Source organism: Chitinispirillales bacterium, from assembly GCA_031254455.1.
Taxonomy (GTDB): domain Bacteria; phylum Fibrobacterota; class Chitinivibrionia; order Chitinivibrionales; family Chitinivibrionaceae; genus WRFX01.
The window spans coordinates 1-8,859 of the sequence record JAIRUI010000001.1 but is presented as its reverse complement, the minus strand read 5'-3'; the positions used below and the strand labels follow the sequence as shown (position 1 = coordinate 8,859).

General features: G+C 41.2%; 9 protein-coding genes. 8 read left to right on the top strand and 1 reads right to left on the bottom strand.

Annotation, left to right across the window (positions count from 1 at the left end):
• Positions 1–185: 185 nt before the first annotated feature.
• From LBH98_00045 to LBH98_00015, 7 genes are all read left to right on the top strand, one after another.
• Positions 186–1,169 carry a metal ABC transporter substrate-binding protein gene (locus LBH98_00045; protein MDR0303154.1) on the top strand — a complete coding sequence of 328 codons (984 nt, stop codon included), beginning with the start codon at positions 186–188 and terminating at the stop codon, positions 1,167–1,169.
• A gap of 13 nt (positions 1,170–1,182) precedes the next feature.
• A complete protein-coding gene (locus LBH98_00040) occupies positions 1,183–1,869 on the top strand; it encodes an ABC transporter ATP-binding protein (GenBank protein ID MDR0303153.1) in 687 nt (228 codons plus the stop codon).
• Positions 1,870–1,897: 28 nt separating this feature from the next.
• Positions 1,898–2,752 (top strand): metal ABC transporter permease, encoded by an 855-nt coding sequence (locus LBH98_00035; GenBank protein ID MDR0303152.1) that lies wholly within the window; start codon positions 1,898–1,900, stop codon positions 2,750–2,752.
• Entirely contained in the window at positions 2,752–3,174 is a 423-nt protein-coding gene (locus LBH98_00030) for a hypothetical protein (GenBank protein MDR0303151.1), read from the top strand. The genes LBH98_00035 and LBH98_00030 overlap by 1 nt, the downstream gene beginning before the upstream one ends.
• A gap of 210 nt (positions 3,175–3,384) precedes the next feature.
• Positions 3,385–4,284: a hypothetical protein gene (locus LBH98_00025; protein ID MDR0303150.1), complete on the top strand. Its 900-nt coding sequence runs from the start codon at positions 3,385–3,387 to the stop codon at positions 4,282–4,284.
• Positions 4,284–6,983, top strand: a complete 2,700-nt coding sequence (locus LBH98_00020) for a fused MFS/spermidine synthase (protein MDR0303149.1) — start codon at positions 4,284–4,286, stop codon at positions 6,981–6,983. Before LBH98_00025 ends, LBH98_00020 begins: the two co-directional genes overlap by 1 nt.
• A complete protein-coding gene (locus tag LBH98_00015) occupies positions 6,983–7,237 on the top strand; it encodes a hypothetical protein (protein ID MDR0303148.1) in 255 nt (84 codons plus the stop codon). Before LBH98_00020 ends, LBH98_00015 begins: the two co-directional genes overlap by 1 nt.
• 50 nt (positions 7,238–7,287) lie before the next feature.
• Here the strand turns inward: LBH98_00015 and LBH98_00010 are convergent, their stop codons facing one another.
• Positions 7,288–8,661 (bottom strand): hypothetical protein, encoded by a 1,374-nt coding sequence (locus tag LBH98_00010; protein MDR0303147.1) that lies wholly within the window; start codon positions 8,659–8,661, stop codon positions 7,288–7,290.
• Here LBH98_00010 and LBH98_00005 point away from each other — a divergent pair.
• Positions 8,654–8,859, top strand: a 206-nt coding sequence (locus tag LBH98_00005; protein MDR0303146.1) for a hypothetical protein, incomplete at its 3' end; no start/stop codon positions are given. The two genes, LBH98_00010 and LBH98_00005, sit on opposite strands and share 8 nt — an antisense overlap.

The window sequence follows — 8,859 nt, the reverse complement described above, 5'->3', positions numbered from 1 at the left end:
AGAAAATCCGTTAAAATTATCTTGATTTTATAGATGTGTACACTCTGTGAATGCAATATAGTATTTTATATAAAAACATGGTATTTTTTTATCATTAACTAGGATTGAACCAAAATTATTATTTTTATAAGAGAAATGCAACGTTTCTGTTCAACTTTAATTCATTATTTTTGGAGGATTTCTCTATGAAGTATTTTACCGTTTTGGCGCTTGCATCTTTATTACTAACACTAACACTGTTTGCTTGCAAACAAAAATCGCAGAAAGTCTCAAACAAGGAAACCAGTATCGTTTGTACAGTTTTCCCTCAATTCGACTGGGTTCGTCAAATACTTGGGGATAAAGCCGACAAAGTGGAGTTGACTCTTCTTTTAGACAACAAAATAGATTTACACAGTTACCAGCCGTCAGTCGCCGATATAGCGAAAATATCTACCTGCGATTTGTTCATTTATGTGGGCGGGGAGTCAGACGAATGGGTGAATGACGCGCTTAAAGGAGCGATTAACAAGAATATGACGGTTATCAATTTACTTGAATCGCTCGGCGACAAGGCTAAGATTGAAGAGACTTTAGAAGGTATGGAAGCGGAGAAATCCGAGAATGGCGATGTAGAAGACGAAGAAGAAGCCGAGTATGATGAACATATATGGCTTTCGTTGAAAAACGCCGCTGCGCTTTTGCCTGTAATAGCCGACGCAATTTCGTCTTTGGACGCAGGTAATGCACAAGTATATCGGGATAATTCGGCTCAATACGTTGAAAAACTTTCGTCTTTGAACGCACAATACCAAGCGGTTACTGAGGCTGCTTCGGTCAAAACGGTACTGTTTGGCGACCGCTTTCCTTTCCGTTACATGACCGACGATTACGGTTTAACGCCTTTTGCCGCCTTTACCGGATGTTCTGCGGAAACAGAGGCGAGTTTTGAGACCATAATCTTTCTTGCCAAAAAGATTGACGAACTGAAATTGCGTAACGTTATTGTTACCGAGAGCGCAGATCAATCTATCGCAAAAACCGTCATAGCAAACACTAAGGATAAAAATCAGCGGATTCTCATACTTAATTCAATGCAGTCGGTTACCTCGAAAGATGTTGCTAATGGAATAACATACCTTTCCGTAATGGAAAATAATCTGGACGTCTTAAAGAACGCCCTGAATTGAGAATGTAGTCGATATGCCGCAACTTGAATGTCTTAATCTGACACTTGGGTATGATACAAAAATTGTACTTTACGATATTTCTTTTAAGGTGAACGCCAAAGATTTCCTCTGTATCGTCGGCGAAAACGGCTCGGGTAAAACTACGCTTATGAAAGCGTTGTTAAAATTAAAGTCTCCCATGTCCGGCAGAGTTACAATGGGAGACGGACTCAAGCCCGACAATATCGGCTATCTTCCGCAACAGGCTGCGATACAGGACGATTTTCCCGCCAGTGTCAAAGAAGTGGTGCTGTCGGGATGTCTTAACCGCTGCGGTTTACGTCCTTTTTATAACAAGGAGCAAAAGCAGCTTGCCAAAGACAGCATGGAAACGCTTGGCGTAGATTCTTTGGCGTCGCGCTGCTATCGGGAACTGTCGGGCGGTCAGCAACGTCGGGTGTTGTTGGCGCGAGCGTTGTGCGCCGCAGATAAAATTCTTTTGTTGGACGAGCCGGTATCGGGTCTTGACCCAAAAGCGGCAGCCGAAATGTATGAGTTAACTGGTAAATTAAATCGCAGTGGAATTACTATAATAATGATTACCCACGACGTAGCCGCTTCTGTAAAATACGCATCACACATCCTTCATACAGGTAAGCAAAAGTTGCTTTTTTTCGGCGCTAAAGAAGAATATACTGAAAACGAATCTAAGCGCGCTTAGGTCGGTTCGGCAGAAAAAGGTAGAAATAATGGAAGAAATTCTTGACAAATTAGTTATGTATTTTCAATTTTCGTTTGTCCAATACGCTTTCGCCGCAGGCGTTCTTATCGCGCTTTGTTCTTCACTTTTGGGCGTAACGCTTGTGTTAAAACGTTTTTCATTTATCGGCTCAGGGCTTTCCAACGTCGCTTTTGGCGCGGTTGCAGTTTCTGCGGCGATGAATTTGACAAGCAATATGTTTTTTGTTTTGCCGGTAACGATAATAACCGCCGTATTGCTTCTGTGCGCCGGACAAAACGCAAAAATTAAAGGGGATGCCGCAGTAGCGATGCTTTCCGTGTCCGCCTTAGCGATAGGTTATTTGATAATGAACCTTTTTGCAAAATCGTCAAACCTTTCAGGCGACGTATGCACTACTCTGTTCGGTTCTACGTCTATCTTGACGCTGAGTCTTACGGACGTAATCCTGTGCGTTGCAATGTCGGCGTTGGTAACAGCGGTGTTTTTACTGTTTTATCACAAGATATTCGCAATAACGTTTGACGAAGAGTTCGCCGCCGCGACAGGTATAAAGGCGAAAACTTACAATCTTATTCTTGCAATCATTATCGCCGTGGTAATAGCGCTGGCTATGAATCTTGTAGGCTCGCTGCTTATTTCGGCGCTTATAATATTTCCGGCGCTTTCCGCTATGCGCGTATTCAAAAGTTTTAAGGCTGTAACGATATGCTCGGCTGTCGTGTCCGTGCTGTGCGCCGCATTTGGTATTCTGATTTCAATTTTAGCGGGAACGCCTGTAGGTTCTACTATCGTAGCCGTGAATATAGTCGTCTTTTTGGTATTTTGCACGGCGGGTTTTATTGCAAAAGGAGTTAAAGTATAATGAAAAATATAACGTTATTTCTGTTTTTGATATGTGCGTGCGCCGTTTCAGTGTGTTCTCAGGAGAACCGTAAAAAAATAGATGTGGATTTGACAGCGCTAAGCGATGTAATGCAGCAGGCAATGTTGCTTAACATAGTTACAAAGCCGGAAAATTATTTGGGGAAAACTATGAAAATTGAAGGCGAATATGACTCGTGGTGTCCTGGGAATGTACCGATCGACTGCAGCCATTTCATACTGTTCTCGGATGCCGCCGCATGCTGCAAGACGGGGTTTGAGTTTAGGTGCAATGACGGTAAAACGAACAACTATCCTGAAAAAGATGCTAAAATTCGTATAGTCGGAGTAATCAGCAGTTATAAGATGTCGGGAAGAAGCCTTTATTATTTAGCGACCGACGACGTTGTCATCGTTAAGTAATGCGAGAAATATGTCGTCTTTGGACTATTGATAGTTCCTTTAGGTTTTGATTCACGGTTTCTATGATCTCTATTTTTAATTTTCGGCTGTTTCAATTGCAAAAATCTTACTTATGCGACAGGTACGCATATAAGTTCCAAAAAATAGTATATTCGTTTTAATTTTCGTGTTTTGTTCAAAATTTTATGTAAAAAATAGGAGTAATAATAAATGAAACAATTAAAATCTGTAGCGATACTTATTTTTTTTATTTTTTCGACAATTTTTTCGGATTTTCCATCCCGACATTCGCTTGAATTCTCACTTTTGGCATATAGATTTTCGTATTCTGAAGAATTTGAAAAACAGTCAATCCCAAACATTATTATAAAGGGTACCCCTCGAAGTGACGAATACGGTCTTACCGCCGGCAGTGAAATCGGATATAAATATTACAACCCGGAAAATAAGTTGTCGTTTGGCGCGAAATTTAATTATTCGCGTTCCGTAAACCATACTTATGACGGAAGTTCTCAGGGGGAAATACTTTTTCAAACCACAGACCCGTCAAAAAAATTGGATACGTGTTTGATTTACTGGCCTGTAAAGATTGAAAACAAAGACAATTATTTTCACGGGGAAAATTTAGAAATCGGTTATTCGGCAATCGCCAATTCCAATGTGAATTTTAAATTATATACCGACGTAGCGTTTAACGGCTGGATACGTCCTATAGGTCTTAATATTTCCGAAAAATATTATTGGTTAAGAATAAATCCGGGAATTTCCGTCGTTACCAAAAACAGCCAAGGTTTAGGCGTTATTTCTGAGTTGTCGTTTTCGATTCCGGTTTGGGAGACGATGATTTTGCCGATTCAAAATTTTAAGTTTAAATTTGATATTGACGGGAAAGTCGGTTGGCGATTTGAATTCGGATTTATAAAATATTTAGTGCAAAATAGAGCGTGGAAAGTATTGTATTTTCACGAATATTACGGATTCAAACAAAGTCCGGATATATATTTGGGTTATGACGATAGCGGCAACAAAGTCTATGCGCACGAACCGTCGAGCGGCACGAGCGACAACGGGGTAAAAATCTCTTTTGAATTTGGATTCGGAGGAAAATAATGGCTAACGTTTTGTTTTTTTTATCGGGAGTCTCGTCGTTAATTTATCAAATTTGCTGGATTAGATGGAGTTCACAGATTTTCGGGAGTTCGATTACCGCGATTTCGGCGGTTACCGCCGTTTTTTTTGGCGCAATGGCGCTTGGCAATTGCTTAATCGTTAAAAAAGAGCGAAAATTTGATGCAAAGTTATACGCAAAATTGGAATTTTTGGTCGGAATTTTCGGGGCGTTAAGTGTCGCGCTTTTTACGCTGTTAAATAAAATTTATATACCCGGCAACATCTTAACGGTTTTTGTGCATATCGTAAGTATAGGCGTAAGTGCGATTTTTATTGGAATGAATTTTCCGGTTATGGTCGGACTTGCAAAAGAAAATTCTACAGAAAAACAAATTTCGGGCGTTTATGCCGTAAATTCTTTAGGAGCCGTCTGCGGAGCGATTTTGACGGGATTTTTACTGTTGCAAAACATTGGAATTAGAAACTCAATATTCACCGCTTCCGGAATAAATATTTTGGTCGCGGTTTCGGCTTTATTTCTATTCAAAAAATCGGCAAAAAATATTGTTTCCAACGAAAAAATACCGTTTTTGCCGATTTTTTTGTTCGCGTTTGTCGGATTTAACGGTATGCTTGCCGAATTAATCGCAAGCAGATTTTTGGCGTTAATAATCACAAATACTATTTTTGTTTATACCTTAACGATTTCCTGCGTAATTTTCGGACTTGCGCTTGGAGCGGGAATTTTTGGAGCGATTTCGGATAAGATTTCGCAAAAATTAAACTGGTTTGGAATTATTTCTATAGTTTGGAGTACGGTTTTTTCAACGGTTTTTCTATTAAATCCGGCTGGATTTTGGATGAATATCGCAAAAAATCAATCAATTCTTTCCATCCTGCTAATAACGGTTTTGATTTCTTTTTTACCGTCGCTGTTTTCAGGAATGATGCTTCCGGCGACAGTACAAATAGTCAAAAAATCCGCCGAAAAAACAGCGGGGATTTTGTCGGCGGCAAATACGGTCGGTTCCATTTTCGGAGCGATTATGTGCGGATTTTTATTTTTGCCGATTTTTGGAATCGCAAACACGATAATTCTGGCGTTTGTAGTTTCTATACTCGTAGGAAGCGTTGCAATTCTTAAATATTCACAAAAAAAAATTGCAATCGTTATAATTCTTTTGCCGCTTGCGGCATTGTTTTTAGGAAGAGAAAATTATGCTGATTTTATTAAGAACTATCTTTCTTTTGATAAAAAACAAACGGTAGTGAATTTTAAAGAAGGACGGGAAGCGATTGTTTCAATTACATCAAAGAACGGTATAAAAACTATGGAAATAGACCGTTTATGGCAAGGTGAAAACCGTAAAACCCGACAAATTATGGCTGCGCATATTCCATCGATAATTTCAAAAAACGATCCTAAAAATATACTTTTAATCGGTTTTGGAACGGGACTTACGGCAAGCAGATTTTTATACTATGGAATAGACGGTTTGTTTTGTGTGGATATTGAAGAATCGGTTTTCGATTTTGCAAAAAGCGAATTTGACGTTGGTTTCTTGAGTAATCCGAAAGTAAGAATTATTGTTGAAGACGGACGTAAAACTATTCGCCGAAACGACAGAAAATATGACATAATTTCGATTGAAATAGGGCAGATTTTTCGTCCGTATTGCTCCGGATTTTACACTGTCGATTTTTACGAAAACGCAAAAAAAAGTTTGAACCAAGACGGAATAATTACACAATTCGTACCTATTGCGTCGTTTGATTTTGCCGTATTCAAATCAATAATTAAAACATTTGTATCCGTGTTTCCAAATTCACAATTATGGTTTAACGGAAGTGAATTTCTGCTTGTCGGAACAAACGGTGAATTCGGCAATTTGAGCGGAAAAAGAGCGCAGGAAATCTTTTCACAAAACGAAAAAGTAGTCGAAGATCTGCGATGGAGTTATTGGGGCGGTTCGCTCTATATGCTTTCGGACAGGAGAATTTTAGCGGCAAGTTTTCTTTGTGATAGAAATGATTTGGCAAGAATGTCGCAAGACGGTGAAATTTTTACGGATAACGTTCCAAAACTTGAATACTATTCGGCGTTGCACAGACAAAACCAACCGTTTGTCGATGATATAAAAACGTATTTATCGCCTATCGGCGCAACTATGATTCCCGAAATTTCGCAGCAAAAAGATATAGACGGAATAAATGCGATTCGCAACATAAATTTAGGCGATATTATTTCCAGCGAACTTTATTTTGCATACACGAATCAAAAACAATCTGCGCCCGGACTTTTGGAAGAAGCGCTGAAATACAACTCGCTTAATCTTCCCGCGCTTATGGAAATTGCAAACATTTATTATGAAAAAAAAGAGTATTTGAAATCGGCTGAATGTTTTAACAGAGCGCTGAACTTAGACTCGCAAAATTCATATCTGCACCGTCAATACGCTTTAGTTTTGATTAAATTAGAAGAACAAAATCTCGCGATAGACCATCTTTTGACCTCGATAGATATAAATTCGAGCGATTATATTTCTCACACGATTTTAGCGGGATTGATGCTTGGGAAAAACTTGTACGATTTAGCGGCAAAACATGTCGCTTACGCGCTGAAATTCAATCCTAATTACGCGGAAGCGTTAAAAATGCAACAATATTTGCAAAACTATTATTCAGCCGGAGAAAATTAATGAGCGTCAGATACACGGCGGGGAGTTTTGGGTGTCAAGGCGGTTTTGCGCGCAGTGTTTTATTGGAGAAAGCGACTGGCGGCGAACAAATTATGCTTGTAAATCCGAATAAAATATATAATTTACAAAACGACGCCGCAACGCTTGCGAAAATTGACGTAGATTCTTCTTTCGTCTATGCCAAAACCGGAAAATTTGAAAGCATTGACCACGCTTTGAGCGCAATGGGTTATCAAAGATACGACGAAGAATAGATTTCTTTCTTCCGTCATTGCGAGCAAAGCGAAGCAATCCAGCGCCACACTTACCGTTTCACACCCACCTTAGTAGAATACTGATAACTCTTCCCGTTTGTGTTTTTCGCTTCAACCACAATCAAATATGTTCCGTTAGCTACATTTCTGCCTGCATTGTTGGTTAAATTCCAAGTAATGCTACCGTCTCTCTCAGTCTTTTCAAACACCACATTGCCGATGTTATCATAGATTACCGCCTTAATCTGAGAAACCCTCTCACCATTCGGTAAATCAACAGTGATAACTGCCTTCTCAGAGACTATGTTGCTTGACAGTCTGATGTCACTGCGCCCGCTTGACTCCTTCTTATTAAGGACCGCGTTTGCACCACCTGCCGACACCACCACCTTCACGTCAATGTTCTCTACAATGTTGTAGTTGGCAATATCAGACGGTGTAAACTTCGCCTTGTGCGTCTGTTCTCCAACTGCTCCTACAAGTGTTGACGGAACCATCCAAGACCATCCACCCGTAAGCATAGGCAAAACATCCTTCAGAGTCTGCCCGACTGTTGCCGTTAAGCCGTCGGGTGCAGTGTATGCCGGAGTTGCCTTGCCTACCATTACCTTCACATCAATGTTTTCTACAACATTATAGTTGGCGACATCGCTCGGTGTAAACTTCGCCTTGTGGGTTTGTTCTCCTGCCGCGCCTACTGATGTTGTCGGATTCATCCACGACCAGCCGTCTGTGAGCGCAGGTGTTACATCCTTCAAGGTTTGCCCATAAGTTGCCGTTAAACCGTTCGGGGCAGTGTATGCCGGATTAGCCTTGCTTACCACAACTTTCACGTCAATGTTCTCTACAATGTTGTAGTTGGCAACATCATCCGGTGTAAACTTCACCTTGTGCGTTTGCTCTCCGACTTCTCCGACAAGCGTTGCCGGACTCATCCATTCCCATCCACCCGTAAGCAAAGGCAAAACATTAGCCAAAGTTTGCCCGTAAATTGCCGTTAGGTCTGTGGGTACTGTGTAAGTCGGGATTCCCTTCTTCACAGTAACGCCCTCAATAAGGATAATGCCGTTTGTTGCGCCATTGGCATATACAATGCCGTTTCGCGTATCCCATACTGCCGTTGCTTCGGCGGATACGAAAATATCTTCGCTTGAGAATACATCGTATTCCGTGTTTCCTGCCGCATTGTCCCACGCCACTATTGTCGCGTCTAAACCTATTGTGTAGTGACTGCCGTAGATAACGTCGCTTTCGTCTTCGCCGTAGGCAAACAGCACGCCGCCGTCAATACCAACCGAGCCGGAGGAAGCGTTGTAAACGGCATATCCGTTTGTTGCCAAAATCCTGCCGTCGTTGATGACGATGCTTTTGTTCGAACTGTTGTAAACGGCGCGGGAGTCGGCGGAGGTGGAGGTATTGCTCACCGTGCCGCCCGTGATTTCAAGACCCGTGCCGGTTCCTGTAGCGAAGGAAGGAATGCTTATTGTACCTTGCGCTGGTGCTGTATTTGCCGATGTAACCACCGCCGTGTTCGACACGGTAATTTTACCGCCTCCATTATTAAAAACTGCGCAGCCGGTGGACGCCTCAACCCTGCCGCCTGAGACAGTTACCGTGCCGGT

Coding starts and splice junctions, on each gene's coding strand:
- LBH98_00045 (MDR0303154.1), top strand. CDS start 186: ATGAAGTATTTTACCGTTTTGGCGCTTGCATCTTTATTACTAACACTA.
- LBH98_00040 (MDR0303153.1), top strand. CDS start 1,183: ATGCCGCAACTTGAATGTCTTAATCTGACACTTGGGTATGATACAAAA.
- LBH98_00035 (MDR0303152.1), top strand. CDS start 1,898: ATGGAAGAAATTCTTGACAAATTAGTTATGTATTTTCAATTTTCGTTT.
- LBH98_00030 (MDR0303151.1), top strand. CDS start 2,752: ATGAAAAATATAACGTTATTTCTGTTTTTGATATGTGCGTGCGCCGTT.
- LBH98_00025 (MDR0303150.1), top strand. CDS start 3,385: ATGAAACAATTAAAATCTGTAGCGATACTTATTTTTTTTATTTTTTCG.
- LBH98_00020 (MDR0303149.1), top strand. CDS start 4,284: ATGGCTAACGTTTTGTTTTTTTTATCGGGAGTCTCGTCGTTAATTTAT.
- LBH98_00015 (MDR0303148.1), top strand. CDS start 6,983: ATGAGCGTCAGATACACGGCGGGGAGTTTTGGGTGTCAAGGCGGTTTT.